General features: G+C 62.1%; 18 protein-coding genes. 12 read left to right on the top strand and 6 right to left on the bottom strand.

Features of this window, described 5'->3' with window-relative positions:
* Positions 1 to 98 precede the first annotated feature (98 nt).
* Positions 99 to 1,337, top strand: a complete 1,239-nt coding sequence (locus D4A92_RS14740) for an MFS transporter (protein WP_203014731.1) — start codon at positions 99 to 101, stop codon at positions 1,335 to 1,337.
* 129 nt (positions 1,338 to 1,466) lie between these two features.
* Here D4A92_RS14740 and D4A92_RS14735 read toward each other — a convergent pair whose 3' ends face one another.
* Positions 1,467 to 1,841, bottom strand: coding sequence for an NUDIX domain-containing protein (locus tag D4A92_RS14735; RefSeq protein WP_246753955.1), 375 nt, complete (start codon positions 1,839 to 1,841; stop codon positions 1,467 to 1,469).
* Between the two features lie 438 nt (positions 1,842 to 2,279).
* Between D4A92_RS14735 and D4A92_RS14730 the strand changes: the two genes are divergently transcribed.
* From D4A92_RS14730 to D4A92_RS14695, 8 genes are all read left to right on the top strand, one after another.
* Positions 2,280 to 3,689 carry a multicopper oxidase family protein gene (locus D4A92_RS14730; RefSeq protein WP_203014721.1) on the top strand — a complete coding sequence of 470 codons (1,410 nt, stop codon included), beginning with the start codon at positions 2,280 to 2,282 and terminating at the stop codon, positions 3,687 to 3,689.
* A 1-nt stretch (position 3,690) separates the two neighbouring features.
* The gene (locus tag D4A92_RS14725; RefSeq protein WP_203014719.1) at positions 3,691 to 4,578 is read left to right on the top strand and encodes an MBL fold metallo-hydrolase; all 888 of its coding nucleotides are present in this window, start codon (positions 3,691 to 3,693) and stop codon (positions 4,576 to 4,578) included.
* Between the two features lie 116 nt (positions 4,579 to 4,694).
* The gene (gene rnd, locus D4A92_RS14720) at positions 4,695 to 5,840 is read left to right on the top strand and encodes a ribonuclease D (RefSeq protein WP_203014709.1); all 1,146 of its coding nucleotides are present in this window, start codon (positions 4,695 to 4,697) and stop codon (positions 5,838 to 5,840) included.
* A 3-nt stretch (positions 5,841 to 5,843) separates the two neighbouring features.
* Entirely contained in the window at positions 5,844 to 6,341 is a 498-nt protein-coding gene (locus tag D4A92_RS14715) for a GNAT family N-acetyltransferase (RefSeq protein ID WP_203014707.1), read from the top strand.
* 9 nt (positions 6,342 to 6,350) lie between these two features.
* The gene (locus tag D4A92_RS14710) at positions 6,351 to 7,328 is read left to right on the top strand and encodes a small ribosomal subunit Rsm22 family protein (RefSeq protein WP_203014705.1); all 978 of its coding nucleotides are present in this window, start codon (positions 6,351 to 6,353) and stop codon (positions 7,326 to 7,328) included.
* Positions 7,325 to 8,338 carry a DUF2891 domain-containing protein gene (locus tag D4A92_RS14705; RefSeq protein ID WP_203014703.1) on the top strand — a complete coding sequence of 338 codons (1,014 nt, stop codon included), beginning with the start codon at positions 7,325 to 7,327 and terminating at the stop codon, positions 8,336 to 8,338. Before D4A92_RS14710 ends, D4A92_RS14705 begins: the two co-directional genes overlap by 4 nt.
* Entirely contained in the window at positions 8,332 to 10,020 is a 1,689-nt protein-coding gene (locus D4A92_RS14700) for a cis-3-hydroxy-L-proline dehydratase (RefSeq protein ID WP_203014702.1), read from the top strand. Before D4A92_RS14705 ends, D4A92_RS14700 begins: the two co-directional genes overlap by 7 nt.
* A gap of 108 nt (positions 10,021 to 10,128) precedes the next feature.
* A complete protein-coding gene (locus D4A92_RS14695) occupies positions 10,129 to 11,487 on the top strand; it encodes an esterase-like activity of phytase family protein (RefSeq protein ID WP_203014700.1) in 1,359 nt (452 codons plus the stop codon).
* A 70-nt stretch (positions 11,488 to 11,557) separates the two neighbouring features.
* Here D4A92_RS14695 and ppx read toward each other — a convergent pair whose 3' ends face one another.
* From ppx to D4A92_RS14675, 4 genes are all read right to left on the bottom strand, one after another.
* Positions 11,558 to 13,078 (bottom strand): exopolyphosphatase, encoded by a 1,521-nt coding sequence (gene ppx / locus D4A92_RS14690; protein ID WP_203014698.1) that lies wholly within the window; start codon positions 13,076 to 13,078, stop codon positions 11,558 to 11,560.
* Between the two features lie 12 nt (positions 13,079 to 13,090).
* Complete coding sequence (locus tag D4A92_RS14685; protein WP_203014696.1) at positions 13,091 to 15,283, bottom strand: RNA degradosome polyphosphate kinase; 2,193 nt, start codon at positions 15,281 to 15,283, stop codon at positions 13,091 to 13,093.
* A gap of 61 nt (positions 15,284 to 15,344) precedes the next feature.
* The gene (hdaA, locus tag D4A92_RS14680) at positions 15,345 to 16,058 is read right to left on the bottom strand and encodes a DnaA regulatory inactivator HdaA (RefSeq protein WP_203014694.1); all 714 of its coding nucleotides are present in this window, start codon (positions 16,056 to 16,058) and stop codon (positions 15,345 to 15,347) included.
* Positions 16,059 to 17,213, bottom strand: a complete 1,155-nt coding sequence (locus tag D4A92_RS14675; RefSeq protein WP_203014692.1) for an AI-2E family transporter — start codon at positions 17,211 to 17,213, stop codon at positions 16,059 to 16,061.
* Positions 17,214 to 17,451: 238 nt separating this feature from the next.
* Between D4A92_RS14675 and purM the strand changes: the two genes are divergently transcribed.
* The 3 genes from purM to D4A92_RS14660 all read left to right on the top strand — a co-directional run bounded on the left by purM (position 17,452) and on the right by D4A92_RS14660 (position 20,209).
* On the top strand, positions 17,452 to 18,525 hold the full coding sequence (gene purM / locus D4A92_RS14670; protein WP_203014684.1) for a phosphoribosylformylglycinamidine cyclo-ligase: 1,074 nt from the start codon (positions 17,452 to 17,454) through the stop codon (positions 18,523 to 18,525).
* Positions 18,522 to 19,178 carry a phosphoribosylglycinamide formyltransferase gene (gene purN, locus D4A92_RS14665; RefSeq protein WP_203014682.1) on the top strand — a complete coding sequence of 219 codons (657 nt, stop codon included), beginning with the start codon at positions 18,522 to 18,524 and terminating at the stop codon, positions 19,176 to 19,178. Before purM ends, purN begins: the two co-directional genes overlap by 4 nt.
* An 89-nt stretch (positions 19,179 to 19,267) precedes the next feature.
* Positions 19,268 to 20,209, top strand: coding sequence for an omptin family outer membrane protease (locus D4A92_RS14660; RefSeq protein ID WP_203014680.1), 942 nt, complete (start codon positions 19,268 to 19,270; stop codon positions 20,207 to 20,209).
* On the opposite strand, the gene D4A92_RS14655 is transcribed toward D4A92_RS14660, so the two are convergent.
* A complete protein-coding gene (locus tag D4A92_RS14655; RefSeq protein WP_203014678.1) occupies positions 20,206 to 20,805 on the bottom strand; it encodes an NUDIX domain-containing protein in 600 nt (199 codons plus the stop codon). The genes D4A92_RS14660 and D4A92_RS14655 overlap by 4 nt on opposite strands.

Raw genomic sequence — 20,805 nt, 5'->3', positions numbered from 1 at the left:
GATGTTTTTGGCCTGTCGCGACCTGTCAAACAGGTCTAGGAATTTGGACCCGCCGCGGCACCGACTCACCGACCCTCGCCGTGGCCCGCAGGCCTCTCATGCATGATATCCGCCCTCTCATTCCCCTCCTCATCACCGCCGGCATCCTGATCGGCGGCAACGGCCTACAGGGCACCTTCATCTCGCTGCGTGGCATCGAGGAAGGGTTCAGCACTTCGGTCATCGGCATGGTCGGTACGGGCTATTTCCTCGGCTTCGTGATCGGCTGCGTCTACATCACCAAGGTCATGCGGGCGATCGGCCATATCCGCGCCTTCTCGGCGCTGGCCGCCATCGCGTCCGCCGCCTCGATCATGATGGTGCTGGTGATCGACCCGATCTCCTGGTTTCTGATGCGCCTCGTGCAGGGCATCTGCTTTGCCGGCCTGTTTGCCGTCGTCGAAAGCTGGCTCAACGCCCGCGTCACCAATGCCACCCGGGCGCGCACCCTCTCCGTCTATCGCTTCGTCGATCTCGGCTCGGTGACGGCGGCGCAGTACATGATCCCGCTCTTCGGGGTCTCCGGCTTCGACCTCTTCGCGATCATCGCCATGGCGCTTTCGCTATCCCTCGTGCCGATCTCCTTTGCCGACAAGTCGAGCCCCGCGCCGCCGAAGGACGTCAAGTTCGACATCAAGGTCCTGTGGTCCGTCTCGCCGCTAGCGACCGTCGGCTGCATCGTCATCGGGCTCACCAATTCGAGCTTCCGCTCGCTCGGGCCGATCTATGCCGATGGCATCGGCATGTCGGTGACGGCGATCGCGACCTTCATGAGCATCGGCATCTTTGCCGGCATCGTGCTGCAATATCCGCTCGGCCATTACTCCGACAAACTGGACCGGCGCGTCATCATCCTTGTCTCGACGATCGGGGCACTGCTTGCCTCGGTCTTCCTCGCCTTTCTGGCAGGCGATGGGGAGCTTGCCAACTTCATCGGCATCTTCGCCTTCGGCGCCTTTGCCCTGCCGCTTTATTCGCTGTGTTCGGCGCATGCCAATGACCATGCAGCACCGGGCCAACATGCGCTGGTCTCGGCCGGAACGCTGTTCTTCTGGTCGATCGGCGCAGTCGTCGGCCCGCTGATCGCCTCCTTCCTGATGGAGGTCTTCGGGCCGCATGCGCTGTTTGCCTATGTGATCGTCGTCTTGACCTTCTTCGCCGCCTATACACTCGCTCGCATCCAGACGCGCGATGCCGTGCCGACGGAGAAGCGGCGGATGCGCTTCCGCAGCCTGCTGCGCACCTCGACCTTCTTCAGCAAGCTCGCGACGCCGCCGAACGAAAAGGACGGCGGCTGAGCTGATGATCGTCAGGCCTGCGACAGCATGGCTGACGCGGGCTATTGCTGATCGACGTGACTGCGGCAACCGTTTTTCAAACCGCCAAGTCGAAACGGGGGCGGATTAGCATCCAACTGCGACGGTCCATCAGATTAACTGAAAGACACCCGTCCGTTCGAATTCTTGAAACGCCTCAATGCTCCGTCGCATATTCGGAAGCATCTCAGGCAGAGCGCTCGGATGGATCCAATCAACCGCCTTGGATTCGTCATCAGTTACAACTGGGACACCATCATAGTCTGTGGTGTAAAACATCATGACGAAGAACTGGCAGATATCGCCGTTCGGAAAGCTCACCGTTTCGAACTTGGGATTGCTGCCAAAGCCAAAGGGCCGCAGGTTCCAGATGCGGACGCCCGTCTCCTCCATTGTCTCGCGTATGGCGATCGATTCCAGATCCTCTCCCTCCTCAGCGTTGCCGCCAGGAATACCCCAGACATCGAAGTCGCTCCGATGCTGCATCAGGACGCATCCGTCACTCCGCTTCACCACCACACGCGCACCTGGAACCAAGATACATGTTGATCCAACCTTTGCTCGCAGTCTCCCCAAATAGCTCTCAGAAAAGCTCATGTCGCCTACACCCTTTGGATGCTGATGCCCTGCCCAGACAACAAAAGGTATAGGAAAAGATAGCGATGTTCCATGGCCTCGGCACCTGTTGCGGCTTGTGCTAGTGCCAGCTTCACGGGTGTCCCACACTGGGCAGTAGCCGTCATCGGAATAAACGCCGCCCTGTGCCTACATCACCATTGCCCGCGAAGGATGTCCTCCGCCCTCCGCGTACCCGTGAAGCCACTTCCCCCGGGCGCATGAGCTGGGCACGAAACCGAATTGCCCGTCTATTGCTGATTTCGGCGTTCAACTTTAAAAACAGGGCGACCAGCGAGAGTTTCGACCGTGACCTTTGTTTCCCGCCGCACCCTTCTTAAATCCGCCGCCGTGCTCAGCGCCTACGGCGCGGGTCTTGCAGTGATGCCGCGTCTTAGCCAGGCGTTGGCCGCCACCGACCCCGTCGAGATCGAGGCGCTGACGGGCGATGTGCTGCTCGACGGCAAGCAGGCGACGCGTGGGGTGATGCGTTATGCGCTCTCTGGACAGACATCGACAGATCCCTCGCCACCCATCCTGCGCGCCAGACGCGGCGAAGCCTTCAAGGCGCGGCTGATCAACCGGCTCGACGAGCCGACGACTATCCACTGGCACGGCATCCGCCTGCCGAACGACCAGGACGGCGTGCCCTTCGTCACCCAGCCTCACGTCTATACCGGCGACCGCTTCGATTACGCCTTTTCGCCGCCGGATGCCGGCACCTTCTGGTATCACCCGCATTGCAACACGCTGACGCAGATGGGTCGCGGGCTTGCTGGCGTGCTGGTGGTGGAAGACGAGCGCGATCCGGTCTTCGATGGCGAAGTGGTGCTCAACCTCAGGGATTTCCGACTGGGCGGCGACAGCCAGTTCATCGAGCAGTTCAAGCCGCGCGAGGCGGCGAAGACCGGCACCTTCGGCACGCTCAGAACCGCCAACTGGCGACCCGAGCCGCATTATGACGTTCCGGCCGGCGGCCTCGTGCGTGTCCGCATCCTCGCGGCGGATGTCACCCGGATCTACAATCTCAAGCTCGCTGGCGCCGAGGCGCAGATCATCGCGATCGACGGACATCCGCTGTTGGAACGCATACCGCTCGACATGGCCGTCGTCTCGCCCGGGCAGCGGCTGGACCTTGCCGTCCGCGTCGCTGACAGCGAAGGCGTGGAGATGGTGCTCGAGGATATCAGGCCGTCGACGCCGAAGGTGGTCGCGCGGTTCAGGGCCGTCGGCGCATCGCTCAAGCGCAATCTCGGCGATCTAGGGTCGCTTGCGGAAAATGCGGGCGTCGAGGCCGATCTTTCCAACGCGACGGAAATCCCGCTACTGCTCAGCGCCACCGCTGAGACTGCGGCGCGCGATTCGATCTGCGGGACGCTCGGCTATTCCTTCTGGGCGATCAACAAGGTGCCCTATCCCGGCGATACGCCAGATCCAACCGCGCCAATCGCGGAGCTGAAACTCGGTCGCACCTATCTGCTTAATGTCGAGAACGTCACGCCGCATGCCCATCCGATCCATCTCCACGGCATGAACTTCAAAGCGATCTCTTCGAACAAGCGAGAAGTCCAGCCGCTCGTCTCGGATACCTACCTTGTGCTGCCGGATGAAAAGGTCCAGCTTGCACTGGTGGCCGACAATCCGGGTGATTGGGTCTTCCACTGCCACATCATCGAACACCAGAAGACCGGCATGACCGGCTATTTCCGAGTGACATGACATGAGCCTTGCCGAGACGATGCGTATCCACGAGCCCTATCCGGGGCTCTTCGCCTATTATGACGGGCGAATCCTCGGCAAACGTTTACATTCCGACAAGCCGAACTGGCTCGACGACGGCGCCTACAGTCTCGGCGTTGCGAGTTACGCGATCGTTTCGGGGAAAGAGGCGCTGGTCTATGACACGCATATCTCCTTCGAGCATGCGCGCGCGATCCGCACCCATCTTTCCAGCCTCGGCGTCACCAGCTTACGGGTTGTGCTCAGCCACTGGCATACCGATCATGTCGCCGGCAATGCGGGCTTCATCGACTGCCCGATCATCTCGAACAAGCTGACGCGCGACACGCTGATCGAGAAGCGCAAGGTGCTTGCGGAGAAGGATCCGCCGATCAACCCCGTGGTCATGCCGACGGAGACCTTCGAGGGCGAGACGGCGCTTCAGGTCGGCGACATCACCGTAAAGCTGATGCAATTCAACATTCACAGCGCCGACGGCACCGTTCTTCTCTTGCCGCATCTCGGCGTGCTGCTGGCCGGTGACACGCTGGAAGACACCGCCACCTATATCTCGGAGCCCGGTAACACCGCCTTCCACATCGCCGAACTCGACGGGCTGGCCGATCTCGAGTTCTCCCGCATTCTGCCCAATCACGGCGACGAGCAGATAATCGCGTCCGGCGGTTATCCGCCGTCGCTGGTGACAGCGACGCGCGACTACCTCGCGCGGCTTCTCTCCCAGCTGGGTGAACCCGATCTCGAAAACCAGAGCCTGAAGGACTTCGTCGCGCCCGAACTCGCCGCCGGTACGCTCACCTACTTCGCGCCGTATGAGGCCGTCCATAGGCAGAACATCGCGGCGCTGAAGGGCGCCAAACCCGACGAATAAGGGGGACATCCGCCCGGGATTGCCCGCTGCCGGCTGCTTTCCAAGTCGTTCATATTGACAAGGAAGGCCAGAAGGGAAACTAAGGTTGATCCTGTAGTTTCCATGACCGAGCCGAAATGATCGATACCACTGCTGCGCTCGAAGAGGCTTGCCGCCTCCTCGCCCAATCCGATTTCATCACGATCGACACGGAATTTCTCCGCGAAACGACCTTCTGGCCGGAACTCTGCCTGATCCAGATGGCGAGCCCGGAGCATGAATACATTGTCGATCCCATGGCCAAAGGGCTCGACCTCAAGCCCTTCTTCGAGCTTATGGCCAATTCTGCCGTCGTGAAGGTCTTCCATGCGGCCCGCCAGGACATCGAAATCATCTTCCATCTCGGCGATCTTCTGCCGGATCCGATCTTCGATACGCAGGTCGCGGCCATGGTCTGCGGCTTCGGCGATTCTGTCTCCTACGACCAGCTCGTGCAGAAGGTGAAGAACGTCCATATCGACAAGACCTCGCGCTTCACCGACTGGAGCCGCCGCCCGCTGTCGGAAAAGCAGCTCGATTATGCGCTGGCCGATGTCACCCATCTGCGCGACGTCTATCTGAAGCTGAAAGGTCAGCTGGAAGCGGAAGGCAGGGCTGAATGGCTGACCGAGGAAATGGCGATCCTCGAATCCCGCGAGACCTATGACCTGCCGCCGGAACAGGCCTGGCAGCGGCTGAAGATGCGGCTGCGCAAGCCAACGGAACTTGCCGTCATGCAATATGTTGCTGCCTGGCGTGAACGGGAAGCCCGCTCGCGCAACGTGCCCCGTTCGCGTGTGCTGAAAGATGACGCCATTTACGAGATCGCCCAGCAGCAGCCGAAGGACGTGGAGGCGCTCGGACGCCTGCGCACCATTCCGAAAGGCTGGGAACGCTCGTCTTCAGGTGCCGCCATCATCGAGCAGGTGAATACGGCCCTTGCACTTCCCAAGTCTGAAATGCCGCATCTGCAGCGCCACGCCCATGCACCCGAAGGCACACAGTCGGCTGTCGAGCTCTTGAAAGTTCTGCTGCGCCTCACCTCGGAAAAGCATGGGGTTGCCTCCAAGGTCATCGCCAACAGCGACGATCTGGAAAAGATCGCGGCCGAAGGCGAAAAGGCCGAAGTGGCAGCCCTTCAGGGCTGGCGCAAGGAGCTGTTCGGCGATCTCGCGCTCAAGCTCATCTCCGGCGGCGTTGGCCTGCGCTTCGTCGACAAGCGCGTCGAAGCGGTGGAGTTCTGATCCGTGACGGCGCTTAGGCTGCGCCGTGCGACCGAGGCCGATATCCCGTTCATCATGGAGACCGAGCGCAAGCCGGGCTATGACCAGTTCATCGGGCGCTACAGTCTGGACGAACACAGGGCGCATCTGGCCGACCCGGCATTTGCCTATCTGATCGGCGAGAATGCCGAGGGTTCTGCGCTCGGCTTCGTCATACTGATGGATCTCAACCGGCGCGACGGCAATGCCTGTGTCAAGCGCATCGCGGTGTCGAGCCAGGAAAAGGGCTTGGGCACGCCGCTGCTTGCCGGCGCCGTCGACTTCGCCTTTCTCGAAACCAATGCCCATCGCCTCTGGCTCGACGTGGTGAGCGGCAATTTGAGAGCGCAGACCGTCTATCGCAAAGTCGGCTTCATCCAGGAAGGCGTGCTCCGCGAGGCAGCGCTTCTGCCGGATGGCAGCCGCTCAGATTTCCTCCTGATGTCCATCCTCCGCCCCGAATGGGCGGCGCGGTGCGGCTGAGGGCACCCCATGGAACTTCCAGCCCCTCTCCGCTCCGCCGTCGACCAGATGCTCCAGGGCGAACCGCTGGAACGGCTCGCCAAGGCGAGCGCCATTCTCTCGGATCGCTATCGGCGCGAAGTGCGTGACGGGCGGTTTCACATTGATGATGCGCTGGCCGCCAAGGCCTATCTCGCGACCCGCCTGCCCGCCACCTTTGCCGCCGTTCGCGCAGCGCTTGCCATGGTCGAGGATGCGGCACCGGACTTTCAGCCGGAAACCCTGATCGATCTTGGCGGCGGCCCCGGCACAGCACTCTGGGCCGCCGCCGATACCTGGAGCAGCCTCGATTCTGCAGAGATGGTGGAAGCGAGCGGCGCGATCCGCAATGTCGGCGAGAAACTCGCCGCCTCCGGCAGCGTCAAGAGCCACTGGCAGGCCGGCGATGTGACGGCCAAGATTCCGACGCTTGGGCCAGCAGACCTCGTGACACTCGCCTATGTTCTGGACGAGTTGCCGCCGGCAACCATTGGAACCGTCACGGAAAAACTCTGGGGTCTGACCAACGGCATGCTCGTCGTCATCGAGCCGGGCACGCCGGCCGGCTGGCAGCGCATTCTGGCCGTTCGTGACAGGCTGCGATCCCTCGGTGCCCATCTCGTGGCGCCCTGCATGCATTCGGACGACTGTCCGATCGTGGCACCCGACTGGTGCCACTTCTCCCGCCGTGTGGCGCGTTCGCGGGTGCATCGTCTGGCCAAGGGGGCCGAGGTGCCGTGGGAAGACGAGAAATACATTTTCATCGCCGCCTCTCGCGAGCCTGTCACGATCAGCGGCGACCGGGTGCTGTCTCCGCCGCGCGTCAATGGTGGTGTCGGGCGGGTCAAGCTCTGTCGCACAGATGGCACGGCTGCCGAGCTGACGCTCAGCAAGCGCGATGGCGACGCCTTCAAGGAGATCCGCCGGGCCGACTGGGGCGATCGGCTGGACTTGGGAGATAAGGGATGACCACGCGGCTGACATCCGAGTTTGCCTCTCGCTGTGCTGCGATCGCGCTTGGTCATGTCACCCGTGAATATCCCAATCATATTCTGCATGGGCTAGACGGGCCGGAGGATGCCAAAACGCCATCCGAGCTTCATCCGGTCTTCTACGGCAGCTATGACTGGCATTCCTGCGTGCATGGCTACTGGATGCTGGCGCGGCTTTTGCGCCTCTATCCCGAGATGCCGGAGGCGCCGGCGATTCACGACCTCTTCTCAACGATGCTGGTGCCCGACAAGGTCGCCGGGGAATGCGCCTATTTCGACCGACCGATGGCGCGCGGCTATGAGCGACCCTATGGCTGGGGCTGGTTGTTGAAGTTGGCTGCCGAGTTGCACGGCCACGAGGATACTGCCTGGGCACAGGCGCTGTCGCCGCTGACCGAGCGCATCGTCCAGCGCTTCCGCGACTTCCTGCCGCTTGCCACCTATCCCGTGCGGGTGGGCACGCATTTCAACACCGCCTTTGCGCTGAGGCTCGCCGCCGACTATGCCGAGACCGTCGGAGACGACGGCCTCTTCGATCTGCTGCGGGCCACGGCTCTGCGCTGGTATGGCTCTGACACCGCCTGCCCCGCCTGGGGCGAGCCCTCGGGCGACGACTTCTTGTCGCCAGCGCTGATCGAGGCGGAATGTTTGCGCCGGCTGATGCCAGCAACCGACTTCGCCCGGTGGTTCGATGGTTTCCTGCCTGACATTTCAGCCGGCCAACCGCGCACGCTGTTTGCGCCTACCGCTGTTTCCGATCGCTCGGACGGCAAGATTGCCCATCTCGATGGCTTGAGCCTCAGCCGAGCCTGGTGCTGGGGCTCTCTGGCGGGCACCCTGCCGGAGACGGACCCGCGCCGGCCTGTGATGATCGAGGCCGCACATGGACACCTCGAAGCCGGGATCGCGCATGTGGCTGGCGACTATATGGGGGAACACTGGCTGGCGAGTTTTGCGGTCCTGGCGCTGACGGAGACGGAATGTTGAGCAACCTCACTGACACCGTCGACATCACGGGCCGCGTGCTGGTTTCAGGCTCGGTCGAAGGCGAGGTGCTGTTCACCGATACGGCGCTCAGCTTCTGGGGCGGTGCGGATGCCGTGACCGGCGAGATCATCGACCGGCATCACCCGTTGAGCGGCGAACGGCTGACGGGCCGCGTGCTCGCATTGCCGACCAGCCGTGGTTCCTGCACCGGCAGCGGCGTGATCCTCGAACTGATCCTCAATGGACAAGGGCCTGCCGCGATCGTGCTCGAACATCCAGAAGCGATCATCACCCTCGGCGTCATCGTCGCCGAGGAAGTCTTCGGGCGGTCGATTCCGGTGATCGCTGTGGGCAAGCAAGCGTTTGCAGGGCTGCGGACCGCGAAACGCGTCCGGATCAGCGATGCCGTTGCAGGCATCGGTTCGGACATCACGCTCACGGATCGGGACCAGGCCATTCTTGCTGGCGAGCGGGGCGAAGCGGCTGCCGTTGCCATGCGGATCGTACTGCGGATGGCGGCGCTCGAGGGCGCGACGGAACTCATCGACATCACCCGCGCCCACATCGACGGCTGCATATACACCGGTCCTGGCGGCCTCGCCTTTGCCGAAAAGCTGCGCGATCTCGGCGGTCGCGTCGTGGTGCCGACGACGCTGAATGCGATTTCGGTCGATCACCGGCGTTGGCAGGCGCAGGGTGTTCCGGAAGCGCTTGGGCGTCCGGCGGCGGCAGTGGCGGATGCCTATGTGGCGATGGGGGCTGAGGCCACCTTCACCTGCGCCCCCTATCTGCTCGATGACCGGCCCGCGCGCGACGAGCAGATCGTCTGGGCGGAATCGAATGCGGTCGTCTATGCCAACAGCGTGCTTGGCGCACGAACGATGAAGTATCCTGACTATCTCGACATCGCGATTGCGCTGACGGGACGGGCCCCCAAGGCGGGCTGTCACCTGCTGGAAAAACGGGCACCGCAGGTTCGGGTCACCGTACCCCCGCTCGATGGCGTGGATGACAGCTTCTGGCCACTGCTCGGTTATCTGATCGGGACAATCTCACCCGATGCGATTCCGCTGGTCGAGGGGGTATCCGCGCACAGTCCTGACACGGATGCCCTCAAGGCCTTCGGTGCAGCATTTGCCACCACCTCGGCGGCGCCGATGTTCCATGTCGCTAGCGTCACGCCAGAGGCACTCGACCCAACGGCCTTCGCCGCACTGGATCTGCCGACGATTGCACTCACCCAGGACGACCTGCAGCGGGCCTGGCGTGAGCTGAACGGCGCAGAGGCTGGCCCGGTACAGCTTGTATCGCTCGGCAATCCGCATTTTTCGGCCACCGAGCTCGCCGCCCTCGCGGCGCTCTGTCGCAACAAGACGCGGGCTCCGAATGTGCCGATCGTCGTCACCTGCGGGCGCGCCGAGATGGCAAAGGCAGAAGCCGCAGGCGACATCGAAGCGCTCACCGCATTCGGCGTCACCCTCGTCAACGACACCTGCTGGTGCATGGTGACCGAGCCGATCATTCCGGTCGATGCCGAGGTCATCATGACCAATTCCGGCAAGTATGCCCATTACGGCCCAGGCCTTACCGGGCGGACCATGCGCTTCGGCAGTCTCGCCGCCTGTGTGGAGGCGGCCGTGGCCGGGGAAGACCGCGGCGTTCTGCCCGCTTGGCTCGGCTAGCCTGTGGGTAACGGGTGACGTCATGGAAACTTCACCCAACGGCAACAGCTGCGACATGAAGGCTCCTTAAGGACAGCGGCGTTTCCTCCCTTCCAACAAGGTGACGCTATGACCAAAGCCCTTTTGACTTCCGCCGCCCTCTTCGTTCTCTTCGTCTCCCAGGCCTCGGCCGAGGAGAAGGCCTTCCCGGCCAAGCTGGCAAACCACGCCATCCTGCCGGCCAATACCATCATTCCTGCACCGGAAGATGCTCCCGACTATCTGAAGACCTCCGGCAAGTTCACGACAGCCGATCGCAAGCGCGCAGACGCGCTCGGCAGCGTCCCCGGCAAGGACGGCGTGCGCCTGACAGGCCTTTCGCTGCCCTTCGACGGCCAGCCCCTGCAGGGCTTCTCCGGTATCAAGGCCATGGAAGACGGCACGTTCTGGAGCCTTTCGGACAACGGCTTCGGCTCGAAGGCCAATTCCTCTGATGCCATGTTGATGGTTCATCAACTCACCTTCGACTGGAATGCCGGCAGCGTGAACGTCGAAAAGACTCTCTTCCTCTCGGACCCGGACAAGCAAGCCCCGTTCCCAATCGCCATGGAAGCGTCCGACACCCGTTATCTCACCGGCGCTGACTTCGACCTTGAGTCGATCCAGCCGGTCGCGGACGGTTTCTGGGTTGGCGAGGAATTCGGCCCCTATATGCTGAAGTTTTCGACCGAAGGCGTGCTGACCGACGTCATCGCCACCAAGGCCGGCGAGATCGAGGTGAAGTCGCCCGACAATCCGACGCTGGTCGTGCCGGCCAATCCGACCGCCAAGATGCCGGTGTTCAACCTCAAGCGCTCTGGCGGCTACGAGGGTCTCGCCATTTCCAAGGATGGCTCGAAACTCTATGCCATGCTGGAGGGACCGCTCTACCTCGAAGACGGCTCGGTGGAAAAGGCCGACGGCCTGACGGCCCTGCGCATCATCGAGCTCGATGCCGCCTCCAAGTCCTGGACGGGGAAGACCTGGCTCTATCCGCTGGCTGAAGGCGGCGAGGCGATCGGCGATTTCAACATGATCGACGAAACGACGGCACTCGTCATCGAACGTGACAACGGTGCGGGCGTGGAGACACAAGCCTGCGCCGATCCGAAGGCACCGGCCGCCGATTGCTTTGCCGTTCCGGCCAAACACAAGCGGATCTACAAGATCGAGATGACGGAAGAGAATGCCGGCAAGGCCGTGCGCAAGATCGGCTATATCGACCTGATGAAGATCGAAGATCCCGACAACAAGAAGCGCCAGGGCGGCGGCGAAGGCTTCTACGACATGCCTTTCGTCACCATCGAGAATGTCGATGTGGTCGATGGTACGCATATCGTCGTCGGTAACGACAACAACCTGCCCTTCTCGGCCGGTCGTGCTCTCGACAAAGCCGACGACAACGAATTCGTCCTGCTCGAGGTGGGCGACTTCCTCGCGGCGAAGTAAGCGGGGGCGCCTGAAACGCAGAGAGCGGGTTTCGGCCCGCTCTCTTTTCATATCTGATGCCTGGTCTGGCCTATTCGTAGACAAACGCCAGACGCTTGCCGGTCAGCTTCGACAGCTGCATCAGGCGCCCGTCCAGCCGTTCGCCTGAAAATTCTTCGTAGGACTTGGGTACGACGAATTCGAGGTCGAGTTCGGGATTGTCGGAACGCCGGAAGGTCAGGTTGTTGACGACGCCGGGCATTGAGGCCGAGAAGAGGTAGACGACGCGCAGCATGCCGCCGACGAGCTTTGCCCGGTCGAGCAGGCGCTCGGTGGCGATGGCCGCGAGCGGTCCCGTCTGACCGTCGTCATGCAGGCCTTCGAAGCGGTAGTAGTTGGTGAGCGCAATGAAGGCGCGGCCCGGATGGGTGATGCCGACGAAGGAGGAGTGGGCAATCACGTTCAGCGCCTGCAGCCCGCGATAATCGGGATGAGCACGCCAGCTGATATCGGCCAGCAGGCAGGCGGCCTGGCGATAGCGGCTTTCCTCTTCGGTCTCTTCGATGTCGAAGAAGGGCATCATTCGGCCCGTCCAGTCGGCCAGTTCGCGGGCATGTTCCGGCGAGCGAGCACGCAGGATCGCCAGTTCGTCGGCGGCCTCGATCAGCGGATCGAGCGACTGTTCTTCATCGAGAAGCAGCGAAAAGAGGTAACCCTCACGCACACCTTGTGCCGAGAAGCAGACGCTTTTCGGCTGCATGATCTCGATCACTTCGCGCATGGCGACGGCGCCGAAGGGGATCAGGTTACGGCGGCTCTTGGAAATGGTCGACCAGGCCGGGTCACGGTTGTTGGCGCCGGAGATGATCTCGTCCAGGAAGAAGGCGATCTCGTCATAGGGCAGTTCATAGCCCTGCATCATGTGCAGCGGGTATTTCCGAATTTCCATGTGCAGTTTGGCGATGTTGCGCCAAGTACCGCCGACTGCATAAAATGTGCGCCCCTGCCCTTTCTTGAGAAGGGACACGTCACCCACCAGTTTCTTGGCAAGCGCACGGGCCTTGGGCAACGACCCTTCGACACTTTCCGACAGGCGCAGACCGCCGAGCGGCAGCGTGACACCCTTGCCGAAGCCTTTACCCTTGATATCGATGAGTTCCAGAGATCCGCCGCCCAGGTCGCCGGCTATGCCGTCGGCATCGTGAAAGCCGCTGACAACACCGAGCGCGGAGTATTTTGCCTCTTCCTCGCCGGTCAGCACCTGGATCTCGTGGCCGAGGATCTCTTCGGCCCGACGAATGAAGTCCGGTCCGTTGGAGGCTTCGCGGGCGGCTGCCGTCGCCAGCACATACATGCGCGTCGCCTGAGCCTGATTGGACAGCGCCCGGAAGCGGCGCAGGGCTACGAGCGCCCGCTCCACGCCGTCCTCATCCATCCGGCCGGTCGTGGCGACACCCTTGCCGAGGCCGCAGAGAACCTTTTCGTTGAAGAGCACCGTCGGCGCGCGCGACAGCCCCTCATAGATCACCAGGCGGATCGAGTTGGAGCCGATGTCGACAACGGAGACAGGGGCGATACCGGGAAGACGCCCCTGCGCTTCAGATCTTGTCATGAGGTACCAGAGTTATCGTTTCCTGCCGGATATCAGACCGGCGATCAGTTTCGGTGCGCTTGATTTCAATGCTTCTCCGCGGCCAGACAGGCTCGGATTGGTCATGAAATAGTGCTGGGCGTTGAAAGGTTCCTCACCCTGCCGCACTTCGATGCGCCTTGAGGTGCCGTCGGCCAATATCTCGTAGCTCTGTTGATTGTCAATCAGGTTACCCAGCATGATTTGTGACAGAACCTGCTCATGCACAGTCGGGTTGATGAGCGGCACCAGGGTCTCGACGCGGCGATCGAGATTGCGCGGCATCATGTCGGCGGAGCCGATATAGACCAGCGCCTTTTCCGACGGCAGTCGATGACCATTGCCGAAACAGAAGATGCGGCTGTGCTCGAGGAAGCGGCCGACGATCGACTTGACCCGGATGTTGTCGGAGAGACCCGGCACGCGCGGCCGCAGGCAGCAGATGCCACGGATAACCAGATCGATCTCGACGCCTGCGCCGCTTGCCGCATAAAGCGCATCGATGATCTCGGGATCGACGAGCGAGTTCATCTTCATCCAGATCTGTGCCGGGCGACCGGCCTTTGCGTGGGCGATCTCCTCGTTGATGTGCTTGAGGATGCGAGGACGCAACGTGTAGGGCGAGACGGCAAGCTTCATGCCCTCTTCAGGCTCACCATAGCCGGTGATGAAGTTGAAGACATTCGCCATGTCATGGGCAATCTTCGGATTGCAGGTGAAGAAGGAGAGGTCCGTATAGATCTTCGCGGTCACCGGATGGTAGTTGCCCGTGCCGAGATGGCAGTAGGTCCGGAGCTTGCCGTCTTCGCGGCGCACGACCATCGACATCTTGGCGTGGGTCTTGAGTTCGATGAAACCGAAGACGACCTGGACGCCGGCGCGTTCGAGGTCGCGGGCCCAGCGGATATTGGCCTCCTCGTCGAAGCGCGCCTTGAGTTCGACGAGCGCCGTTACGGACTTGCCCGCGTCGGCGGCATCGATCAGGGCGCGGACGATCGGGCTGTCGTTCGAGGTGCGGTAAAGCGTCTGCTTGATCGCGAGAACGTCAGGATCGCGCGCGGCCTGCAGCAGGAACTGCACGACGACATCGAAGCTCTCATAGGGATGATGGACGATCATGTCCTTTTCGCGGATCGCGGCCAGGCAGTCGCCGGCATGTTCGCGGACACGCTCGGGGAACCGGGCATTGTACTGCTCGAAGCGCAGATCGTCGCGCGGTGCCTTGGTGATTTCCGAGATCGTATTCAGGGCGAGCAGGCCGGGGAGAACGGCGACGCGATTGTCGGCAACACCGAGCTCGTGAACGACGAACTGGCGCAGAGCAACCGGCATCTCGGAGTCCACCTCGATGCGGATGACCGAGCCGCGGCGGCGACGCTTCAGCGCCGTCTCGAAGAAGCGCACCAGATCCTCGGCTTCTTCTTCGACTTCGATATCGCTGTCTCTGATGATCCGGAAGGTGCCGTAGCCCTTGACTTCATAACCCGGGTAAAGCCGGTTGATGAAGAGGCCGACCACGTCTTCGAGCGTAATGTAACGGATCGTGACACCTTCGTCCGGCAGGCGGATGAAGCGGTCGAGCGTCGGCGGCAGACGCAGCAATGCCGTCATCGGCTCGCCGGTGCGGCTCGAGCAGAGCTGAAGCCCCATCGAAAAGCCAAGGTTCGGGATAAACGGGAATGGATGCGCCGGATCGATCGAAAGCGGGGTGAGAACCGGGAAGATCGCTTCCTCGAAAGTCGTTTCGAGCCAGCTCCGATCCGCTTCTGACAGGGCCGCCGGGCGGACGATCAGGATTTCTTCCTGGGCCAGATACTGCTGCAGGACGGCAAGCGAGGCTTGCTGCTCCATCTGCAGATTGTCGATTTCCTTCAGGATGTCGTCGAGCTGCTCGGCCGGCGTCTTGCCGTCGGGGCTCTTGATGACGATGCCCTGCCGCACCTGCCCTTCGAGACCGGCGACGCGGACCATGAAGAATTCGTCGAGGTTCGCTGCCGAGATCGACAGGAAGCGAATACGCTCCAGCAGTGGATGGGCGGTGTTGAGGGTTTCTTCGAGGACACGCCGGTTGAACTGCAGCCAGGAGAATTCGCGATTGATGAAGCGCAGCGGGCTGGTCAGCAGGTCCTCGGCCGGCGCCACCTCCAGACCGGTTTCGCCATCTGTGCCGTGTACTGCGCTGTCCATGATTCGCCCCTTGGTTATCGTTAGTGCCGATTATAACAGTTTAACGACAGATCTGTGACGACTACTCCTGGGCGTCTGCCGCCTCCAGCGTTTCCAGAACCTCCGCGGCCAGGCTGCGGCTGATCTTGGCCCGGCGTGCCAGTGCCAGCTTGTCCATGCGATCGACGACCACCTGAGCGGCCAAGAAGGAACGCTCCATGCGGCTGACGATATAACTGACAATCTTGTCATCGATGTAAAGCTGGCGGTCGGCGAAGAGCTTGGTGATCAGCTGCCCGAGCAGGTCTTCATCCGGCGCTCCGATTTCCACGACCGTGGCCGCCTTAAGGCGCGAATTCAGATCCGGGAGCGCGACGTTCCAGGACGGGGGAAAGCTGCGCGAGGTTATCAGCAGCGTCGTGCCGTGCTGGCGGACCGCATTGATGACATGGAAGAGCTCGACTTCGTCAAAGCCGGTGCGGTCGGCATCCTCGAAGAGCACCGGACCTGCGGCTGCGGCCTGCGATGCGCCCTGCCCGGCTTGCAGCAGGATATCCGTCGCACCGCTGGTGTCGCGGAAAATCTGGGCGAGATGGGATTTTCCCGAGCCTTCCGGCCCGGTCAGGATCACCACCGGCGACGGCCAGTTCGGCCAGGCATCGACGATCGACACGGCGGCGGCCATGCGCTCGGAGACCAGAAGGTCGTCACGGCCGGTCGCCGAGCCATGCTCGAAGGCGAGCGGCAATTGTTCGGCGGCTCCACGCTTGTCGGGAGCCATCTTGGCGTCAGTCATTCATGCCTCGGGCACGTCTTTGGAGCTTGGGGATGCGATCTCGCCAACGGGCTGGGAAGGCGGCGCGAGGACGACCGAGGTTCCGTAATAGAGATCGCTGTCAAGATAACGCGAGATCGCGAAACGAACAAGCACGCCGACGGCTGCGGCTGCGGGCACCGCCACCAGAACGCCGACGAAGCCGAAAAGCGCACCGAAGGCGAAGAGGGCAAACATGAGCCAGACCGGGTGCAGACCGACACTCTTGCCGACCAGCTTTGGCTGCAGGATGTTGCCCTCAATGAACTGCCCGAAGAAGAAGATGCCGGCGATGACACCGACCCAGATGAAATCAGGCCAGAACTGCACAAGTGCGACACCGAGCGACAGGAGCAGACCGACCGTCGAGCCGACATAGGGAATGAAGCTGATCATACCGGTAAAGAAACCGATCAGCAGACCGAAATTGAGGCCAGCAGCCGAGAGCGCTATCGCGTAAAATATGCCGAGGATCAGGCAGAGCGAACCCTGGCCGCGCACGAAGCCCGCAATCGTGCTGTCGAGTTCGGTCGCGAGCCGGCGCACCGTGCCGAGCTGGTGGCGCGGCACCCAGCTGTCGACCTTCTCGATCATGCGGTCCCAGTCAAGCAGCAGGTAAAAGGCAACAACCGGTGTGACCACCAGCAGCGAGGCGATGTCGAGTAGCGCCTTGCCGGAATTCCAGATCTGTTCGACGAGCGTGCCGAGGAAGCCGACCCCCTCGCTCAGATAACGGGTGAAGTTCTCCCGGATCGTGCCCATCTGACCATCCACCCAATCCGGCAGCCAGGCGGCATTCGACGTTGCGATGAAGGTCTGCAGTTGTGTGACATATGCGGGCACGCGCTGGATGAACTCGTTGAGCTGGCTGGCAAGCACAGGGATGATGATCATCAGGGACAGCACGAAGACGACAACGAAGGATACGAGAATGACTACCGTCGCCATCAGGCGGCTCAGACCGATGCGCTCCAGCCGGTCGGCGACCGGATCGAGGAAGTAAGCGAGCGCCATGCCGGCGATGAAGGGCAGAAGGATCGATGAGAACAACATCAGGAAGGCGACGAATATCGCAAGCGTCACCAGCCAGAAGAAGACCTGGCGGCGGAGGCCGATTGCACTGATGTTGTGACCCATGTGAGTCTCCGTTCGAAGTTCGAGCCCTGCGGAGGCCCGCAAACCATGCTGCGCCGCCACGGTAGGAGATAGGTTACCGCAGAAGCCTTGGTCAAGAACTCCCGCCCGTTCCGCAGCGACAAGATGCAATCGCGGGCCAGAATGCCCGGGAAATCGTGGGCTTCTGCGGCTCGCAGCTTGCATCCGAGGGCTCTTCATGCCATGGCCAGCCGAAATTCTCGCAGGATCGGAGGCAGGCATGAGCCAGGCTGGCAAGAACGGGTTGACCTATAGCGATGCAGGCGTCGATATCGATGCAGGCAACCTGATGGTCGAGAAGATCAAGCCGGCCGTGAAGTCGACGCGCCGTCCGGGTGCGGATGGCGAGATCGGCGGCTTCGGCGGGCTCTTCGATCTGAAGGCTGCCGGCTTCAAGGACCCGATTCTGGTTGCGGCAAACGACGGCGTCGGCACCAAGCTGAAGATCGCCATCGACGCCGATATCCACGACACCGTCGGCATCGACCTGGTGGCCATGTGCGTCAACGATCTGGTCGTTCAGGGTGCCGAACCCCTGCTCTTCCTCGACTATTTCGCCACCGGAAAGCTCGACCCCGACCAGGGTGCGGCCATCGTTCAGGGCATTGCTGCCGGCTGCCGCGAAGCAGGTTGCGCGCTGATCGGAGGCGAAACCGCCGAAATGCCGGGCATGTATTCCAAGGGCGATTATGACCTCGCGGGCTTTGCCGTGGGTGCTGCCGAGCGCGGCGAACTGCTGCCGGCGGGCGACATTGCCGAAGGTGACGTAATCCTCGGCCTTTCCTCCTCGGGCGTGCATTCCAACGGCTTTTCGCTGGTACGCAAGATCGTTGAAGTCTCGGGCCTTGCCTGGGATGCCCCCGCCCCCTTCGCTGAGGGACAGTCGCTCGGTGCAGCCCTGCTGACCCCAACCCGTATCTATGTGAAGCCGCTCCTGAAGGCGATCAAGGAAACCAAGTCGCTGAAGGCGCTCGCCCATATCACCGGCGGCGGCTTTCCTGAGAATATCCCGCGCGTGCTGCCGAAGCATCTGGCGGCCGAGATCGATCTCTCCTCCTTCCAGGTTCCGGCTGTCTTCTCCTGGCTCGCCAAGACTGGCGGCGTTGCCCAGAACGAAATGCTGCGCACTTTCAACTGCGGCATCGGCATGATCGTCGTTGTCTCCGCCGACAAGGTGGAAGACGTGAACAAGGCTCTCGAGGCCGAAGGTGAAACCGTTGCCCGTCTTGGCCGCATGATCGCCCGCGAAGAAGGCGCGCATGGCGTAACCTACAAGGGCACGCTCGCCCTATGAGCGCCAGCCGCAAACGCGTCGTCGCCTTCATTTCCGGCGGCGGGTCGAACATGCTGGCGCTTGCGAAAGCATGCGAAGCGGCCGACTATCCGGCCGAGATCGTCGCTGTTTTCTCCGACAAGCCGGAGGCCGGCGGCATTGCCAAGGCGCAAGCGCTCGGCATTCCGACACACGTCTTCTCGCGCAAGGCCTATGGCTCCAAGGCCGAGCACGAGGCGGCGATCCTCGCCGCACTTGCCGAGATCGGCCCCGACCTGATCTGCCTTGCCGGTTACATGCGCCTACTATCCGGCGACTTCATTCGCCCGCATGAAGGCCGGATCCTCAACATCCACCCGTCCCTTCTGCCGCTCTTCCCGGGCCTGCACACCCATCAGCGGGCAATCGAGGCCGGCATGAAGGTCGCGGGCTGCACCGTGCATTTCGTTACCGAAGGCATGGACGAAGGCCCTGTTATCGCACAGTCGGTGGTGCCGATCCTGATCGACGACACCTCCGAGACGCTGGCCGCGCGCGTACTGACCGTCGAGCACCAGACCTATGCGGCAGCACTGAAGCTAGTCGCCTCCGGCAACGTCTCGATGCGTGCCGATGGCAGCGTCGAAAGGCTCGCGTCCAAGACAGATCCAGCGGCAAGGCTGATCAGCGCCTGACACCCGCTGAGGGTTAGCCGGCGCGAGGTAGCAATCCCTTAACCATAACCATGCAACCGTGACGATTATTCAATCGATACGGTCAGCTCATGTTCAAGTCCCAGATCAATCCCGTTCTCTTTGTCGGCGGCGCCCTTTTGCTCGCCACACCCGCCTCCGGACAGGATGCCTCTGGCGGCTCGACCGCCGGCTCTGTGCGCTATTATGCCGGCGTCGGGATGGCCAACATCAAGGCCGGCGAATACGTTTATAGCGGCGACCGCAAGATCAGCCAGCTCGACTGGGAGAGCAAGGGCGTCGTGACCGGCACGCTCGGAGGCGACGTCGATATCGGCTATGCCTGGAAGCTCAAGGGGCGGCTCGATGTCGGTCTCGGCGGCAACGGCTACATGGAAGACCGCGACTGGCTGAGCACCTCCTATTCCGGCTGGACCCACCAGTCCCTGCATCCGGATACCGAGCTCGACCGCTACATCAACGTGCTCCTCGAAGCCGAAAAGGCGCTCGTTGATACGGGTGCCACCCGCCTCGGCCTCGGCGGCGGCATCGGCTACACCAATGTCAAATGGACGGCCCGCGGCGGCAGCTACATCTATAGCGATACGACACTGCATGACACGGTCGGCAATTTTGCCGACGGGTTGAAGGGCATAACCTACGAGCAGCGTATTCCAACCGTGTTCCTCAGCGCCAATGCCGAGCAGAAAATCGGCGCCTTGACGCTATCGGGCGTTCTGCGCGGCGGTGCAGCCATCAGCTACAAAGGCGTCGATGACCACTGGCTCAGAAATCTGCGCTTCACCGACACGCTTGACCCGGCGCCGATGGTCGGAGCGACGGTCACGGCCGACTACAAGATCCTGCAATCAGCATCGCTTTATGTCGGCGGCGACTTCCAGAAGATCTTTAAGACTCGGGGCGACGCCCATGTCCGCCACACCGTAACCGGTGCCAGCGGTAGTTTTGAGGATGGTGCAGCGGCCGATTTCCAGTCGATCACTCTTTCGGCCGGCGTAAAAGGGAGCTTCTAGCCGGGCTGGTCTCTTCGCTTCAACGACGCCCATTGTAAGAGCATGATCGTCTTGGCATCGATGATCTCGCCGGCTTCGACCATCTCCATGGCTTCTGCGAACGAAAGCTCGACGACTTCGAGATCTTCCTGCTCGTCATCGAGCCCGCCACCGTCGGCAATACGGTCGGCATCGGTCACGGCGGCGTAGAAGCCGTGGAGCTTTTCGGTGACCGAACCGGGCGACATGTAGGCGGCGAAGGCGGGGATTGCCTTGGCGATCTTGTAGCCGGTTTCTTCCAGCGCTTCGCGCAGGGCCGCCTGCATCGCCGTTTCGCCATCGTCGATGAATCCCGCGGGGACCTCGAGCAGATAGGGATACTCACCGCTCAGATGAGCCGCGATGCGCAACTGGCGAACCAGGGTGACGGTGTCGCGCTCGACATTGTGCAGGAGAATAGCTGACGCATTGCGGCGCTCGAACACTTCCCAGGAGAGCCGGTGCGGCGCCCTGCCCTCGCGGAAGAAATCGAAGGTGATGCCGCGCAGGTGGCTCCAGCCCTTCCACAGCGTCTTGTCTTCCAGGATCGCGATCCGGGCCTTGTCGAAAATACTCAT

This window comes from Rhizobium rosettiformans, assembly GCF_016806065.1.
Classification (GTDB): domain Bacteria; phylum Pseudomonadota; class Alphaproteobacteria; order Rhizobiales; family Rhizobiaceae; genus Allorhizobium.
Note: the sequence above shows the minus strand (reverse complement) of the source record. Positions and strands in the feature narration are given on the sequence as shown.